The following is a 14,727-nucleotide window of genomic DNA, read 5'->3' as shown; positions in this document are numbered from 1 at the left end:
GGCGGATGCCCGAGAACATTCGTTTTGGCCTCAACCGCCTGCGGAAACTCCGAAACAAGGTTGGTCACTCTGGACGGTGCGACCGACAGAGTCAGGCTGACGCCGCACAGCACTTGTCGTCGGCGATCTTTGGCATCGAGTACGCAGCGTTTCTACGGGCGAAGTTGGAACCCCCACCCACGGCAGCGTAACAGTGAAGATCGGTCGCAATGATTCGTGCCCCTGTGGGTCTCAACAAAAGTGGAAGGAGGAACATGCTCAAGCCAATACCAACCTTTCTGATGATGCTGACGGCGATGAGCTTGGTGCTATCTTTTCGGACTACTCATGCCAGTGAGCCAGAGCCCGCGGTGCTTGCTGGGGGGCCCAAGTTCAGGCGGCCTCAACTCAAGAAGCCAGGGAGCAGTGGCTCTACGGCCTCTCAGGGGTCGGTCGCGCAGGGCAAGAACACGAGCGGACAGCCTTATAGCAACCAGACCCGGCAGCAACTCGAGAAGTCCAAGAGGAGCTACGAAGAGTTGATTCGAGAGCACGAGCAGAAACTCAATGACTATCGCAAGGATCCCTTCTCCCAGGACAACAAGGGGCTACTCAAGGACCAGCCACCCGAAATTCAGAAGAAGATTATCGAGGGCCGTGTAAGGGAGTTGGAGAGGCAGATCGAGAAGCAAAAGAGCGAGCTGAAGATAGTCGACGAGGCGCTCCGCACGCATGCCGGTGGAGATTGAACATGCAGATCCAACTCTTGCAGATCGCCGTCTTGGCGAAGAAGCTGGTCGAGAACTACAGGGAGCGCGGATATGAAGCCGTGCCCATTGATGACATGGACATGTACTGGGTGGTTCAACCGCCTGAGTGGACGGATCTTCAACACGAACCCAAACTCTCCGTAGGCTCGTTGAAGGACGATTGGGAGGCGCTCCAGCGGGTGCTGGAGGGGCAAATGCCGACCGCCGTCGACTTCGACCGGCTGGCAGGAGTACTACGTGCAGTCTCCGAGCGGCTGGCTCGTTGAATGCACTGTCCCGCTCCGTGCACTGGAAGATTGTGTCCGGTAGCAGCCAGGCGCCGTGCCTGCCACGGGGACAGCCCTCGCTGGGGACCATGCTCTCGCAGTTCCCCTTGCCACATACGCCGCACGAGGGAGAGACGTCTGGGTGCCTTCAAAGGGCCGTGACTCCGCCGCGCCTTTCCCTTCAACCGGACCTTCCGGTGAGGTATATTTTAAACGGATTATAATGTCTTACGTTTATTCCCATGACTCCGTGCCCTGAGGAGAACGAGCTGCTGGAGTGGGAGCAGGGGCGCCTGTCCCCGGACGCCGTGGCCCGGCTGGAGGCCCACCTGGATGGGTGCGCGGCATGCTGTGCGGTGGTGGCGGGACTCAAGGGTGGAGGGTCCCTGTCCGCGGAGGGCCTGGAGCCCATGGCTCCGCTCGGGCTGGGCGGTACGCCAAGGGCCATGGCGCGCGTGGGGCGCTACGTGCTGCTGCGCCGCGTGGGCGAGGGGGGCATGGGGGTCGTCTTCGCCGCGTATGACCCGGACCTGGACCGGGAGGTGGCGCTCAAGCTGCTCAAGCCCGGGGCGGTGGCGGACGCGGAGGCGCGCGGGCGGCTGGTGCGCGAGGCACAGGCGCTGGCCCGGCTGTCCCACCCGAACGTCGTCATCGTGCATGACGTGGGCCTGGACGGCGTCACCGTCTTCCTCGCCATGGAGCTGGTGCGAGGGCGGACGATGCGCCACTGGCTGGCGGAGGCGCCGCGGCCGTGGCGCGAGGTGCTCTCGCGCTTCCTCCAGGCGGGCCAGGGGCTGTCCGCCGCGCACGCGGTGGGGCTGGTGCACCGCGACTTCAAGCCGGACAACGTGCTGCTGGGGGACGACGGCCAGGTGCGCGTCACCGACTTCGGCCTCGCCCGCGCGGAGCCCGCGCCCCTGACCCCACCTGAGGCGTGGGCCATGGAGGACGCTGCCCGGGAGGCCCCGTCGCCGGGAGGCGACACCCTCACCGGCGTCCGGCTGGGCACGCCCGCGTACATGTCCCCGGAGCAGTGGCAGGGCCTGCGCGCGGATGCGCGCAGCGACCAGTTCAGCTTCTGTGTCGCGCTGTACGAGGCCCTCTTCGGCCAGCGGCCCTTCGCGGGTGGCACGGCGGAGGAGCGCGTCCGGGCCCTGCGCGAGGGGCGGGTGACGCCGCCGCCCCGAGGCTTGCGCGTGCCCGGCGCCGTGCGCGACGCCGTGCTGCGCGGCCTGGCCGCCGAGCCGGCCTCGCGCCACCCTTCCCTGGACGCGCTTCTCGCCCGGCTCGAGTCCGGCGCGAGCTCGAGCCGCTGGCGCTGGGCGGCGGCGGCGCTGGCCACGGGCGTGGCGGCCAGCGTCGCCGCGGGCTTCGGCCTGGCACAGGATGACGCCGCGCAGGTGTGCACCGGTTTCGAGGCCCGGCTGGAGGGCACCTGGGACGTGGCGCGCCAGGCCCGGCTGGAGCAGCGCTTCCGTCAGGGCGCGCCGCCGGTGCCGGGGGACGCCTTCGAGTCCACCGCGCGGGCGCTGGACGCCTATGCCCAGGCGCTGGTGGCCCAGGAGCGGCAGTCCTGCGAGGACACGCGCGTGCGGCAGGCACAGTCCGAGCAGCTGATGGACCTGCGCGCCGCGTGCCTGGATGGCCGGCGCCAGGCGTTGCACATCCTGGTGGAGCTGCTGGAGGGCGGCGAGCGGGAGGCGCTCTCTCGGGCGTCCGAAGCCGCGCGGCAGCTCCCCTCCCTGGCCGCGTGCGCGGACCGGGACGCACTCGCCCGCGTGGACCCGCTGCCGGAAGCCCCGGAGGCCCGGCGGGAGCTGGCGGCGCTGCGCCGGGAGCTGGACGGGCTGCGCGTGCAGGGCGCTGCCGGGTTTCATGAGCGTGCGCTGCCCCGGCTGGAAGAGGTGGTGGCGGCACTGCGGGAGCTGGGGCACCGGCCCACGCTGGCGTGGGCCCTGCTCCTGCAGGGCGAGCTACGGGGCATCGCCGGGAGCTTCGCCGCGGCGCGCGAGGTGCTGGAGGAGGCGGTGCGCGTGGCGGAGGCCGGGCACGACGACGAGACGGCCGCGCGCGCGTGGAACCGCCTTCTTTATACCGAAGTCCAGGGCATGGGCCTGGTGAAGGAAGCCCAGCGCACCGCGCGCATGGCGGAGGCGGCCCTGGAGCGGCTGGGGCCCGAGGCCTCCCTGGAGCTGGCCGCGGAGCTGCGCCGCGTCCGCAGCAGTCTCAGCTACCGGCAGGGCGAGTACGCGCGCGCACTCACGGATGCCAGCGAGGCCCTGTCCCTGCTGGAGCGGGCGCGCGGGCCACAGGACGTGGCGCTCGCCGATGTCCTTACCGGCATGGGCATGGCCCTCAACGCGCTGGGGCGCTACGCGGAGGCGGGGCGGCACTATGCGCGCGCCCTGGCCCTGGTGGAGGCGGTGTACGGCCATGAGCACCCGCTGTGCGCGGCGCACCTCAACAACCTGGCCACCGCGCTGCGGCTCCAGGGGAAGGTGGCCGAGGCGGTGGCACGCTACGGCGAGGCGCTCGAGCTGGCCGAGCGCCTCCTCGGGGCGGAGCACTCCAGCACCAGCATGATCCGGGTGAACCTGGGCGATGCGCTCTCGCGACAGGGCCAGCTGGCGGAGGCGCTGCCCCACTATGAGCGCGCTCTGGCCAGTCTGCGCAAGGGAGGGGACGGCGAGCAGCTGCGGGTGGCCAACGTGCTGCTGAGCCTGGGCAATGCACGGCTGGACTTGGGACAGCTTCCGCTGGCGGAGGCGGCCTACCGTGAGGCGCTGGCGCTCCAGGAGGCGCAGCTCGGCCCCCGGCACCCGGACGTGGCCCTGTCGCGCAACAACCTGGGCTCTGTGGCGCTGGACGCAGGCCGCCCGCACGACGCGCGCGCCCACTTCGAGGCGGCGCGCGCGCTGTGGGAGGCCACGCTCGGCCCCGGCCACCCGAAGGTGGCCAGCGCGCTGTACAACCTGGGGCACGTGGAGCTGCGCCTGCGCAGGGTGCGCCCGGCGCTCCTCCTCCTGCGGCGGGCGCTGGAGGTGCGCGAGCAGTCGCTCGGGGCGGAGCACCCCCGGGTGGCGCAGACGCTCGCACTGCTGGGCGAGGCGCTGGTGCAGGGCGGCCAGCTGCGCGAGGCCCGCGAGCCGCTGGAGCGGGTGGTGATGCTCTCCACGCGGGTGGAGCTGGCCCCGCCCGATCTGGCCCGGGCGCGCTTCGCGCTCGCCCGCGTCCTCTGGCCGTCGCACGGGGAGCGGCCCCGGGCGCTCTCCCTGGCGCGGGAGGCTCAGGCAACCTACGCACGGAGCGCGCCTGCCTACGCGCCCCGCGCGCGAGAGGTACAGTCCTGGCTGTCAGCCCACGACCCCTCCTGAGCCGGGGCGCTGTGTCTCACTCCCGCCCGAGTGGGCGGGCTTGTCGGTGGAGGTGGTCCGTGACGTCCGAGCACACCGAGTCCTTCCTCTCGCGGGCGCCGCACGCGCTCGTCCCGGCGCTGCGGGCGCTTCCCGGCCTGGAGAAAGCGCTCGCGAGGCTGGTGCGGGAGGCGCGCGAGGCGTGGCCGGAGGTGGGCATGGACGCGGGGGCCTTCCTGGCGCACGTGGCGCAGCGCCTGCCCTCCACGGGCGAGGCCCGCGAGGTGCTCGCGAGCCTGCGCGCGGCGGACTTCTTCCTCGCCTTCGCCTGCGTGCGGGGGGAGGCGCGGGCGCACGAGGCGCTCGACACGCACGTGCTGTCCCAGGTGGGGACGTGGCTGCCGCGGGAGGCGCCCGCCCTCGTGGATGAGCTGCGGCAGCTGTTGCGCCAGCGGCTGCTGGTCCCGGTGGACGGGGCACCGCCGAAGCTGGCCTCCTATTCCGGGCGCGGTCCGCTGGGGCAGTGGGTGCGGGCGGTGGCGCTGCGGCTCGACATCGACCGGCAGCGTGCCGCGCCGCGCGAGCTGCCCATGGAGGAGGCCCCGGTGGCGCTGGCGGAGCGGCTGGGCGCGGACCCCGAGCTGGCCTTCATCCGCGAGCGGCACCAGGAGGACTTCCGCGTGGCCTTCCGCGCCGCTCTGGGCCGGCTGGAGGCCCGGGAGCGCAACCTGCTGCGGCTGCACCACGTGCACGGTCTGTCCATGGACGAGGTGAGCGCCACGTGCCAGGAGCCCCGCTCCACCGTGGCGCGCTGGATTGCCCGCGCCCGCGAGCGGCTGCTGGCGCTCACCCGCGAGGAGCTGACGGCGCGGCTGGGGCTGACGCCCGACGAGCTGGACAGCATGCTGCGCCTCGTGCGCAGCCAGCTCGACGTCAGCCTGCGCCAGCTCATGGCGGACTGACGGGCCCGCGGGGCTCCACTGTGTGCACCTTCTTCCGCCGTAGCTGCCCGGCACTATTTTTCGGCTCCGCGTGAGACGCGCGCCACGGTTCTCCGTCCTTACAGGGAAGTATCCGTTGTTCCAACCGACGCGGGAGCTGGCCTCCGGCGTTCACCTGCGGAGAGAATCGTGACGAAGAGACATGCGCGTTCCTGGGTCGTGCCCTTGGCGCTCCTGGGTGTGGTGGGCTGTACCAACGCCGGGGTCGAGGAATCGATCGAGGCCGCTCCGAAGGACGAGCAGGTGACGGCGTGGGTGCCCGGGAAGCCGTTGCCCACGCAAGCGCACGCCGAAGGAACGGAGCATACGCTCGAGATGGACTGGGTCCGCCACGGAGGTTCGGTCGAGGACTTGACCGACCACTCGGCGTTGATCGTCAACGGTCGGGTGGAGTCCACGCGCTTTGACGTCGTCCGCGCCTACGCGCAGTCCAAGACGGAGGGGCAACTCTCCGGAGAGGAGAGCGGCATCTCCAGCGACCTTCCGGTCACCATCGCGACCGTGAGGATCGACGACCTCGCGCGCTCCTCACTGGAGCTCAAGACCGCCTCGGGCGGCGTGATCGCGCAGGGCGCCACCGTGGACGTCATGTTCCCCGGCGGCCTGCTCTCCGACGGATGCACGCTCGCGCCGGCGGACAACCCGCTGCCGAAGGTGGGCGAGCAGGCGGTCCTCTTCCTCACGCCGCAAGGGGGCACCAAGCCCTTGGCCGCGCGCTCCATGACGGGCGTCTACGCCGTGACCGGCGGACCGCTGGGTCGAGTCCTGGTGCAAGACGGCCTCGTCCAAGGCGCGAGCTCGTCGCCTCACGCCACCGCGATCCAGGAGCATGTCGGCCAGCCGGTCGACGCGCTGCTCGACCGGGTCGAGGCCCGCGCACGGGCCGTCCAGTACATGGGCCCCGACACGCGCGAGGAGCCCCTGTTCAAAGCGGGCCCTGACGAGGTGACCGCCCAGAGCTGGTGCGGGCTCCAAAACTTCGGCTACAAGTGGTGCCGGAACCCCACGAACGTCACCTTCACGGACTTGACGGGCACGCGTTGGCCGGTCGGTGACTCCATGAACGCGTGGATGTACACGAGCGTGTCGAACAGCCTGTATCTCCACTGGCGTTCCAGCGGCGCCTCCGATGTCACGGTTTACGAGGCCTACTACGGCTACAACGGCTGGTACGGGTACGCTTTGAATTCCTGGTCGGGCACCTGCATGACCGGAAGCACCATCAAGCTGAACAACACGTACTACACGGGCGCGCACTACGCGAAGACCGTCACACTCCACGAAATCGGGCACTCCCTCGGCTTCGCCCACCACGGCAACTGCAACTCGATCATGTACACGGACCCCACCCAGTGTACGGCCGCCCTCACGTCCTGCGACGCGCAGGCAGCGGGGGAGCGCTATCCGTACTGAGCGCAGGCTGATCACAGGCTGACCCAAGCGCGCCTCCCGGCCCATCGCCGCGGAGGCGCGCGCACGTTTGGCGGGGCTCAGCGCACGCTGGGCTTGCCCCGGTGACGTGGTCGATCCTGACGAGGAGAGGGGCATGGATTCCAGAGAACTGTTTCAAGGTGCCGCCCGGCTCCGCTGCCAGCTGACGCATGGTGTCGAGCACCTGCTCGCTGATTTCGTCGCTGCTGCAACCGCTTTTTCGCGGTCCTCGCGTAGAGTCGTGTCTGCAACACGTCGACGCTGTCCCCCCCCCAGGAAGGAGCGACGGAATGCGCACCATGAGCAAGCTGTCAGTTGCGGCGGTGTTGGGTCTCTGGCTCACCAGTTGTGGACCCCAGGACCTAGGCGGCGAAGAGCTCGCAAGCCAGCTCGAGCAGGACTTCGGTGGTCCCAGCGGCCTCATGGACTTCTTCGAGAGCCACACGGAGGACGAGATCCGGTGGGCGATGGAGCCTTACGGCGTCGGGTTCATCACCCCTGCCCTCATCACCGATTGTCCGCAGTTCTTTCCGTCGAGCGACCGGAACACCTGGCACACCTTGAATGGAAAATACCACTTCATTGACAGCTCGGGTCGGCCGCATCGGGCGTACGCGTACTTGCCGCCCATCAGCACTGCGGCGCGCAACGACTCTTGTCAGGGGAACGTGGGTCAGTGGGGCGACGCGGCCAACCCCAGCAACGACTACGACGGGGGACACCTCATCGGATCGCAGCTGGGGGGCTGGGGAGGACGGGCGAACCTCGTGCCTCAGGATGCAAACTTCAACCGCGGAAACTGGGTAGCGCTCGAGAACAAGATGGCCACGTGCGCGGGTCTGCCGAAGGGCCGGCTGCGCTACTACATCGGTGCGAACTACCCGAGCGGCACCACGCTCATCCCCAATAACCTGACGATGGAGATCAGGAACCAGTCCACAGGGAGCAGCGTGTCCCTGTCGTTCTCGAACACGGACGGCGGCGGCTCGAACGGTACGAACGAGAAGAACCGTGGCGTGAACTTCCTCACGAGCCAGGGGTGCAACTAGCAGCTCGCGGCGCGCGCTGGAGCACGCCCCGGCCTCTTGCCTCGGCCCTGAAGGGACAGAGGCCTGGGCCGGGGTGACTTCTCGCCGTGACACACCTGCACCGGCCATGATGCAACACCACCTCACGCCGCGAGGAAGCCTCCGTCCACCGGCAGAGGCGCACCCGTCACGTAGCCCGCGCTCTCGGAGCACAGCCAGAGCACCGCGCCGGCGATCTCCTCTGGCGTCGCCATGCGCGCCATCGGATGTTGCGCGACCAGCTGGTGGACGATCTCCGGCATGAACGCCTCGGCTTGGATCATGCCCAGCGTCCGGGTGACGCCTGCACAGAGGGCGTTCACTCGGATTCCCCGCGTCGCGTACTCGAGCGCCACCGACCGCGTCATTCCCACCACCGCGTGCTTCGAGGCGACATATGCGTGGTGCGCGGCCTTGCCCCTCATTCCGTAGATCGAGCTCAGGTTGACGATGGCGCCTCCTCCCGAGGCGAGCATCGCCGGGATTTCGTAGCGCATCGCCAACCAGACGCCTCGGGCGTTGATGGCCATGACGCTGTCCCAGACCTCCTGGTGGGTGGCCTCCAGCGGGGCCATGTCGCCGCCGCTGCCCGCGCTGTTCGCCGCGAAGTCGAGCCGGCCGAAGTGCTTCACCGCTCCTTCCACGGCTCGCGCCACGGAGGCCTCCTCTCGCACGTCGGTCTGGAGGAAGAGGGCACGCGCGCCCTCGGCCTCCAGCGCCGCGCAGGCCTCGCGCCCGGCTTCTTCACCCCGGGCGGCGAGGACGACACTCGCCCCCGCCCTCGCGAACTCACGCGCCGTGGCGAGACCAATGCCGGAGGTCCCTCCGATGACGAGCGCGACCCGCCCGGAGAAGTCGTACCTGACCATTCGCGTTTCCTTTCGCTAGGACCTGGAAGAGCCCAGGCCACTTCGGATGAAGAGGACTGCTTGTTGAGCAAGACGGCGGCGGCGCTTGGGGCCCAGTCGCTTGCGAAGGGAGTCCGAGGCCAGCACCTCGTGGAGCTCGGCCCCGAGCTCCTGGAGCACCACGTCGGTCAAGCCCGGGCCGATGATGGTGGCGACCAGTCGCGTCGCCACGTTCAGATCAGGTGCCTCCAGGGCTCCGCTCGCCGCCCCGTCCTCGAGCACCGCCCGGAGCTCCACGAGGCCGGCCTCGCAGATGGCCTTGTGCAGGCCACGGACTTCCACGTTCGCCGTCGGATCGGCGGCCGCCGCAGAGAGGCGTGCCAGGCGCGGGTGCTCGACCAGGAAGGCCATGCCGCGCTCGATCTGGGTCTCCAGCCGCGTCCAGAAGTCTCCCTCCTGGCTCGCGGCGCCGAGGAACTCGCGCTTACGCCGCGGCGCCTCCTCCGTGAGCAGCCAGCGGTACAGATCGAGCTTGTCCTCGAAGTATTGGTACACGCTGCCCTTGGGGATGCGCGCGCGGCGCGCGATCTGCGAGAGCGAGGCCTCGATGTAGGTCCGGTCGGAGAACTCGGCGATCGCCTCGTTTACCAGGCGCTCCCGGCGCTCCTCGGGAAGTCGAAAGAACGTGCTCGTTGGCATGTGACTGACCGGTCATATGACCGATCGGTCACACCTGGCAAGAGGATCCCTCCTTCGCTCCATCGAGGGTATAAGGAGCGATCAATGACACCCGAGATAAAGGCGGACGCGCAATGAGCTCACTGACCCTCTATTTCCACCCCTTCGCCTCCTTCTGTCAGAAGGTGCTGATTGCCTTCTACGAGAATGACGTCGCCTTCAAGGGTGAGATCGTCGACCTTGGCAACCCCGAGCAGCGCGCCGCCTTCGCGCGGGTCTGGCCGCTCGCCAAGTTCCCGGTGCTGCGAGACGAGGCGCGAGGGGTCACCGTGCCGGAATCCACCCTCATCATCGAATATCTGGGGTGGCACTATCCGGGACCGGTGCAGCTGGTCCCGTCCGATCCAGACGCGGCAATGCCCGTGCACCTGTGGGATCGCTTCTTCGACAATTACGTCCAGCTCCCGATGCAGAAGGTAGTGGGGGACCATTTAAGGCCTGCGGGCACCCAAGATCCGCAAGGTGTAGTGGAGGCGAAGGCGCAGCTCGCGGCCTCCTACGCCATTCTCGACCGCGAACTGGCACGGGGCGGCTTGGCGGTAGGAGAGGATTTCACCCTCGCCGATTGCGCTGCCGCGCCGGCGCTCTTCTACGCGAACATCGTGGCGCCGTTCGCCGAGCATCGGCATCTTGCGGCTTATTATCAGCGACTGCTGAAGCGCCCTTCCGTCAGCCGCGTGGTCGAAGAGGCCCGGCCCTATCGCAAGCTGTTCCCGATGGAGTGGCCGGCGAGCTATTCCTGAGGCCGATCGGCCGGTCGGACTGTGGGCGCCCCCTGTTGGCGCGGCGGGGCCGGTACGCTGCAGATCACCCACTGAGTTCAGAGAGTGGCTTCTCGCCTTCGACCGATACAGGTTCGTGTCATGCGCGCGCGTCACTCACCGGACTGGAACTCCTACGTCGCGTGGCGTCCCTGGTGAGCTCCCCTGAGCGTGTATGCGACCTGCCTCCGCGACAGGATGGCCTTGTCTGTCGCGGGAGGCACGGTCCGCACTCTCAGGCGCGAGCGCGACGGTGGGCGAAGGCTGCCAACAGGAGGAGGAACGCCATCGAGGAGGCCGCGCCTGGGTTTCCGGACGAGCAGGCACAGCCGGAGTCCGGGTCGGTCGTAGAATCCCTGGGCGTGACGGTGACAGTGAAGAGGACGTCCGCGGTCCCTCCGTCGTCGTCGGCCAGCTGGGCTCGGACGATGTGATCGCCCTGGGTGGAGGGCTCGGGTGTCCAGCTGTACTTTCCATCGGCAGCGAGCGTCCCGGGGCCCTCGAGGAGGCTCCAGGAGAGGGGATCGCGCGAGCCCGCAGCGTCCGTGGCCTTCAGCGCCAGCTCCACCGCCTCACCCCCACGCACGGTGCGAGGGGACACCTGCTCAGGCACCGGGGGCCTATTGGCGACGTGCACCTCGCGCGTGGCCTGGGTGAAGGCGCCCGAGTCGTCCGTCACCGTCACCTTGACGGTGTAGACGCCGTTGTCCGCGTAGGTATGAGGAGTCTCGGCGCTCGTCGCCGGGGCTGAGCCATCGCCGAAGTCCCATGAGAAGGAGAGGGTGTCGCTCGAGCCCCGATCGCTGGCTTGCGCGCGCAGGGTCAGTGGCTTGCCCTCTTCGGCGGCGGCCGGGTCTTCCAGGGGAACGATGACAGGAGCGGTGTTCTGCACCTCCAGCCTGAGCATCTTCTGGACGATGACGATGCCGTCGGAGACCGTCAGCACCACATCGTAGGTGCCCTGGTTGGCGTAGGCATGTGAGGGGCTCTGCTCCTCGGAGGCAGTGCCGTCGCCGAAGTCCCAGTCGAAGGTGAGAGGGTCCATGTTGGCGTCTACCGCCATGGCCTGGAAGTGGACGCTCTCTCCCTCGAAGGGCTGGAGGGAATCGGCGGAGAGGGTCACCTCGGGGGCGCTGTTGCCCACGGTGAGGGAGACTGTGGCGGGAGCGGAAGAGGCCTGGCCGTCGGACGCGATGAAGGAGAAGGAGTCAGCGTCGAGATAGCCCGGGTCCGGGGTGTATGTCACCGCGGGAGGAGTGCCGCTCAGTGTTCCATGGGAAGGCGGCGTCTGAAGGATGTAGCTCAGCGGATCTCCCTCGACGTCCGTGGCAGACAACGTGATCGCCGTGGGCTCTGTGCCCACCGAGAGCGTCATGCCGTTGGCGACGGGGGCATCGTTGACCGGAGTCACCGTGAGGGACATGGTGGCGCTGGATCTCTCAACGCCATCGGAGACCTCGAAGGTGAAGCTGTCGGCACCGTGGAAGTTGCCCGCTGGCGTATAGGTGAGGTTGGGAGGAGTGCCTGCCAGCGAGCCCTGAGCTGGAGCGCCTGTGACGGTATAGGTGAGGCTGTCGCCGTCGATGTCGCTGGCGGTCAAGGTGATGGCGAGGGCCGTGTCTTCATCCGTGGAGAGGTCCTGCGCGAAGGCCCTGGGCGCATCGTTGACTGGAGAGATCGTCAGCGACACGGTGGCCGGTGCGGAGGTGGCACTTCCGTCCGAAGCAGTGAAGGAGAAGCTGTCGGAGCCGTGGTCGTTGGCCGCTGGAGTGTAGGTGAGGTTCGGCGGTGTACCGGAGAGCGTGCCGTGCGCAGGCTGCGTGCTCACCGTGTACAGCAAGCTCGCCCCTTCCGCATCCGTGCCCGACAGGGTGACGGCCAGGGCCGTGTCCTCGGGGGTGGTGAGTGACTGGGCCTGGGCCTGGGGCTCATCGTTCACGGGAGCCACGTTGATGCCGAGGTTGGCGGGAGCAGAGCCGACGCCCGAAGGATCCCTCACGATGAACGTGAAGCTGTCGGCGCCATGGTAGTTCGTTGCCGGTGTGTAGATGAGGTTCGGCGGTGTACCGCTCAGCGCGCCGTGCGCCGGAGCTGTCGCCACCTCGTAGGTGAGCGCATCCCCATCCACATCCGTCCCCTGCAGGGTGAAGCTGCGCGGGGTGTCCTCGTCCAGCGCCACCGAGGTGGCCGCAGCCACGGGAGGATCGTTGACGGGGTTGATGGTGAGGGACACCGTGGCTGGAGCCGAGGTGATGTTCTCCACGTCCGTCACGGTGAAAGAGAAGGTCTCGGGACCGGAGTAGTCGGGCGCTGGCGTATACGTGAGGTGGGGGGGTGTGCCGCTCAACGTTCCATGCGCGGGGGCCGTCGTGATGGCGAAGCTCAGGGGGTCCCCATCCGGATCCGTACCCGCCAGCGTCACGGCCGCAGAAGTGTCCTCGGAGAGCTGGACGGACTGCCCCACCGCCGAGGGGGCACGGTTGAGGGTGATGAGGCGCCCACGGATGCGCTCATTATTGTAGGTCGAAGAGCCATCGTAGCGCTGGTACACGATCAGGAGCTGGAGCGGCGCTGCCGAGGCCATCGAGGGCACCTGCTCGTTCCACCCATCCCCAGCGATGAGGAGCCCCGTGGGTGTCTTGACGCTCCCCGTGCTCGACACCTGTGTTCCGTAGACATCCCAGCTCCAGTTGCTGCGCAGGTCCTGCCAGGCGACGAAGTAATCGCTCCCGCTGGAGCCGACGTTCGAGTACTTCTGGCTGTTGGCGCCCGCGGAGATGGCCACGCCCGTGGAGTCCAGCACGGCGCCAGCCCCACTCACCCGTGCGCCGTAGACATCCCCACTCCCATCACTGCGGTAGTCGTCCCAGACGACGAAGAAGTCCGCACCGTTGGAGGCCACCCGGGGCAGCTCCTGGTGGCCAGGGGCTGTGGAGATCGGGAAGCCCAGGAAGGAGCCAGGCAGCCCCGCGGCCGACACCAGGTTCCCGTAGATGTCCTCGCCACCCGTGTTACGGAGGTCCGTCCACACGACCAGGTAGTTCGTCCCGTTGAACGCGAGGGTGGCGCGGATCTGGCTACCAGTCGCGCCGCAGATCGTCGTCCCGGAGCCGGAGGTGCCCACCACTCCCGTGCTCGTCACCGTCGTACCGAAGATGTTGGAGCCGCTGGATGGACTCTCGTTGCTCGACCAGACGACGAAGTAGTCAGCACCATTCGAGGCCACATCGGGGTTGCTGCGGTAATAGTTGCCCTGGGTCACGATGTTGAGCGCGCTGTCCAACACGACCCCGCCGCTCGTGACCCGCGCCCCATAGATATCCGTGCCGAGGGTGGCGCCATTGCGCTGGTCCTGCCAGACGACGAGATAGTCCGTGCCATTGGACGCGACCGCCGCGCCGGTCTGTGAGTTGACCGCCGTGGAGAGAGCGAGCCCCAGCGGATCCAGGATGTCGCCCGTGAGCGAGACCCGCGTGCCATAGATGTCGGAGACGTCGCCGCGGGTGTCGTGCCAGACGACGAGGAAGTTCGTCCCGTTGGTGGCGACGTCCGGCGCGAACTGCCAGTTGACCACCGTCGTCAACAGCACCCCCGGGTCGAGCACCGCTCCCGAGCCTCCCGAGACCCGCGCGCCGAACATGTCCGAATCCTGCTGCCAGACGACGAGGAAGTTCGCCCCAGTAGAGGCCACCACTGGGAAGACCTGGGAGCTGTCCGTGCTGGGGTTGGAGATAGAGAGGCCCGTGGGATCCAGCACCAGCCCCGTGCGTGTCACTCGTGTGCCATAGATGTCCGGGCCCCCGCTGTCAGTGCGGGAGTCGTACCAGGCAACGAGGTATCTCGACCCATCGAAGGCCACAGACGGATCGACCTGGAAGACAGGGGCGTTGGAGATAGCCAGACCCGAGGGATCCAGCACCACGCCTTGGCTCGTCACTCGCGTCCCGTAGATGTCCGTGTTGTTGGTGCCGTTCCGGTCGTCAGCCCAGACGGCGAGGTAGTCCACACCGTCGGACGCCACAGCGACCCCCGACACCACCGGGCCCGTCACCAGGCGAATCCCCGCGGAGTCCAGCACCTGCCCCATGTCCGACACACGCGAACCATAGAAAGCGGTGCCGCTGCGGAAGTCCTTCCAGGCGACGAAGTAGTCCGAGCCGTTGGAGGTGACGACGGGAAAGGCCTGGAGGTTGGCCGCGTTGGAGATGACGAAGCCCGCGGGATCCACCACCACGCCCTGGCTCGACACCCACGTCCCGTAGATGTCCGAGTTGACGTCGCCATTGCGGGCGTCCTCCCAGACGACGAGGTAGTCCGAGCCGGCGGAGGCTACGGCAGGATTCCTCTGGTTGCCCGCACCCACATAGAGGGGCAAGCCCTCGAGCTCCTGCACCGTGCCTGATGCCGTCACCCGCGTGCCATAGATATCGGAGTTGGCACCTCGATCATCCCTCCACACGACGAAGTAGTCCGCACCGTTGGAGGCCACTTCCACCCGGCTCTGGTTGCCAGC

10 protein-coding genes and 1 pseudogene are annotated in these 14,727 nt (G+C 68.3%); 8 read left to right on the top strand and 3 right to left on the bottom strand.

The annotated features are described in order from the left end of the window. Positions 1-193 precede the first annotated feature (193 nt). From VD972_RS45475 to VD972_RS12005, 7 genes and pseudogenes are all read left to right on the top strand, one after another. Positions 194-250 (top strand): annotated as a pseudogene (locus tag VD972_RS45475) (SEC-C metal-binding domain-containing protein); the annotation flags it as partial. 4 nt (positions 251-254) lie between these two features. Then, positions 255-728: a hypothetical protein gene (locus VD972_RS12030; RefSeq protein WP_324985568.1), complete on the top strand. Its 474-nt coding sequence runs from the start codon at positions 255-257 to the stop codon at positions 726-728. Positions 729-730: 2 nt separating this feature from the next. Next, complete coding sequence (locus tag VD972_RS12025) at positions 731-1,015, top strand: hypothetical protein (protein ID WP_324985565.1); 285 nt, start codon at positions 731-733, stop codon at positions 1,013-1,015. Positions 1,016-1,257: 242 nt separating this feature from the next. Next, a complete protein-coding gene (locus tag VD972_RS12020) occupies positions 1,258-4,389 on the top strand; it encodes a serine/threonine-protein kinase (RefSeq protein ID WP_324985562.1) in 3,132 nt (1,043 codons plus the stop codon). Positions 4,390-4,448: 59 nt separating this feature from the next. Continuing rightward, on the top strand, positions 4,449-5,330 hold the full coding sequence (locus VD972_RS12015; protein ID WP_324985559.1) for a sigma factor-like helix-turn-helix DNA-binding protein: 882 nt from the start codon (positions 4,449-4,451) through the stop codon (positions 5,328-5,330). Between the two features lie 168 nt (positions 5,331-5,498). Then, the gene (locus VD972_RS12010; RefSeq protein WP_324985556.1) at positions 5,499-6,782 is read left to right on the top strand and encodes a matrixin family metalloprotease; all 1,284 of its coding nucleotides are present in this window, start codon (positions 5,499-5,501) and stop codon (positions 6,780-6,782) included. Positions 6,783-7,090: 308 nt separating this feature from the next. Further along, the gene (locus VD972_RS12005; RefSeq protein WP_324985554.1) at positions 7,091-7,849 is read left to right on the top strand and encodes a DNA/RNA non-specific endonuclease; all 759 of its coding nucleotides are present in this window, start codon (positions 7,091-7,093) and stop codon (positions 7,847-7,849) included. Between the two features lie 122 nt (positions 7,850-7,971). On the opposite strand, the gene VD972_RS12000 is transcribed toward VD972_RS12005, so the two are convergent. Continuing rightward, entirely contained in the window at positions 7,972-8,736 is a 765-nt protein-coding gene (locus tag VD972_RS12000) for an SDR family NAD(P)-dependent oxidoreductase (protein WP_324985551.1), read from the bottom strand. 15 nt (positions 8,737-8,751) lie between these two features. Next, positions 8,752-9,414 (bottom strand): TetR/AcrR family transcriptional regulator, encoded by a 663-nt coding sequence (locus VD972_RS11995; protein WP_324985548.1) that lies wholly within the window; start codon positions 9,412-9,414, stop codon positions 8,752-8,754. 113 nt (positions 9,415-9,527) lie between these two features. On the opposite strand from VD972_RS11995, the gene VD972_RS11990 reads away from it, so the two are divergent. Continuing rightward, entirely contained in the window at positions 9,528-10,196 is a 669-nt protein-coding gene (locus VD972_RS11990) for a glutathione S-transferase family protein (RefSeq protein ID WP_324985545.1), read from the top strand. A 253-nt stretch (positions 10,197-10,449) separates the two neighbouring features. Here VD972_RS11990 and VD972_RS11985 read toward each other — a convergent pair. Continuing rightward, on the bottom strand, positions 10,450-14,727 hold a 4,278-nt coding region (locus tag VD972_RS11985; protein ID WP_324985543.1), incomplete at its 5' end, for an Ig-like domain-containing protein.

The sequence above is a fragment of the Hyalangium sp. genome (genome assembly GCF_035629615.1).
GTDB lineage: Bacteria > Myxococcota > Myxococcia > Myxococcales > Myxococcaceae > Hyalangium.
Note: the sequence above shows the minus strand (reverse complement) of the source record. Positions and strands in the feature narration are given on the sequence as shown.

Coding starts and splice junctions, on each gene's coding strand:
- VD972_RS12030 (WP_324985568.1), top strand. CDS start 255: ATGCTCAAGCCAATACCAACCTTTCTGATGATGCTGACGGCGATGAGC.
- VD972_RS12025 (WP_324985565.1), top strand. CDS start 731: ATGCAGATCCAACTCTTGCAGATCGCCGTCTTGGCGAAGAAGCTGGTC.
- VD972_RS12020 (WP_324985562.1), top strand. CDS start 1,258: ATGACTCCGTGCCCTGAGGAGAACGAGCTGCTGGAGTGGGAGCAGGGG.
- VD972_RS12005 (WP_324985554.1), top strand. CDS start 7,091: ATGCGCACCATGAGCAAGCTGTCAGTTGCGGCGGTGTTGGGTCTCTGG.
- VD972_RS12000 (WP_324985551.1), bottom strand. CDS start 8,736: ATGGTCAGGTACGACTTCTCCGGGCGGGTCGCGCTCGTCATCGGAGGG.
- VD972_RS11995 (WP_324985548.1), bottom strand. CDS start 9,414: ATGCCAACGAGCACGTTCTTTCGACTTCCCGAGGAGCGCCGGGAGCGC.
- VD972_RS11990 (WP_324985545.1), top strand. CDS start 9,528: ATGAGCTCACTGACCCTCTATTTCCACCCCTTCGCCTCCTTCTGTCAG.